We start from the raw sequence: 1,273 nt of genomic DNA, 5'->3' as shown, positions 1-1,273 counted from the left end.
GTGCGGTTCCCCCAAGATCGGGGAGGCATCAGCTATAAGGGGTAGCGATGCCAGAGGTACGGAAGAGGTACGACCGGGAGTTCCGTGACGGGGCGGTCCGGATCGTGGAGGAGACGGGCAAGCCGATCGCCCAGGTCGCCAGAGACCTGGGGGTCAACGAGGGCACGCTGGGCAACTGGGTGGCCCGCGCGCGGGAAGCGCGCGAGGGCACCGAGGGACTGTCGCGGGGTGACATCGACGAGCTCAAGCGGCTGCGCGCGGAGAACGCCGAGCTGCGGATGGAGCGTGATGTCCTCAAGCGATCCGTGGTCCTGTGGGTCAAGGAGGCGACGAAGTGAGCGTGGCCCGTTTCATCGCCGACCAGAGGACCTTCCACCGGGTGCCGCACACGCTCTGCTGCGCCCTGCTCGGGGTGTCGATCTCGTGGCTCTACAAGTGGCTCGACCGGGCGAACAGCGCGGACGGCGGTGCGACCGCGACCCAGCGACGCCGGGCCGAGCTCGACGCCGCCGTGGCGGCGGCGTTCGCCGACGCCCGCGGGGTACACGGCTCACCGCGGCTGCACGCCGACCTGCGCGAGGCCGGGTGGCGGGTGTCAGAGAAGACCGTGGCGGACTCAATGCGCCGCCAGGGCCTGGTCGCCCGCCGCATCCGCCGCCGCAACGGGCTGACCCGCCAGGACAAGACGGCGCCGAAGTTCCCCGACCTGCTCCGACGCGACTTCACCGCGGCGGAGCCGAACCGCAGGTGGGTCGGCGACATGACCGAGATCCCCACCGCGGCGGGGAAGCTGTATCTGGCCACGGTGATCGACCTGTACTCGCGGCGGCTGCTCGGCGCGGCCACCGGGCTGCACCCCGACGCCGAGCTGGCGTGTGAGGCGATCCGGATGGCTGTCGCGGCCCGCGGCGGGCCCGACCAGGTCGAGGGGGTGATCTTCCACACCGACCGCGGGTCGACCTACACCGCCGGGCTGTTCACCGCGCTGTGCCGGCGGGTGGGGATCCGGCAGTCGATGGGCCGGGTCGGGTCGTGTTTCGACAACGCCGCGGCGGAGGCGTTCTTCTCCAGCCTGGAGTGGGAGGTGCTGTCCCGCAACGACTTCGACACCACCGCCAGAGCGCGGGCGGTGGTGATCGACTGGTGCTACGGCTTCTACAACCACCGCCGACGACACAGCGCCGCCGCCGGGCTCTCACCGATCGACTACGAGCACGCCGCCCTCACTCGAGACGCGGCATAGAGAACCCTCCACGATTTCGGGGGAACCACA

The 1,273-nt window shown here is 70.8% G+C and carries 2 protein-coding genes; both read left to right on the top strand.

Features of this window, described 5'->3' with window-relative positions; translation table 11 throughout:
- The first annotated feature begins 47 nt into the window (after positions 1 to 47).
- Positions 48 to 338 (top strand): transposase, encoded by a 291-nt coding sequence (locus AB0B41_RS43205; RefSeq protein ID WP_358213038.1) that lies wholly within the window; start codon positions 48 to 50, stop codon positions 336 to 338.
- Complete coding sequence (locus AB0B41_RS43200; protein ID WP_358213036.1) at positions 335 to 1,243, top strand: IS3 family transposase; 909 nt, start codon at positions 335 to 337, stop codon at positions 1,241 to 1,243. The genes AB0B41_RS43205 and AB0B41_RS43200 overlap by 4 nt, the downstream gene beginning before the upstream one ends.
- Positions 1,244 to 1,273 lie beyond the last annotated feature (30 nt).

This window comes from Pseudonocardia sp. NPDC049154 (assembly GCF_040648315.1).
Classification (GTDB): Bacteria; Actinomycetota; Actinomycetes; order Mycobacteriales; family Pseudonocardiaceae; genus Pseudonocardia.
The sequence above is the reverse complement of the archived record's forward strand: the minus strand, read 5'-3'. Positions and strand labels throughout refer to the sequence as shown.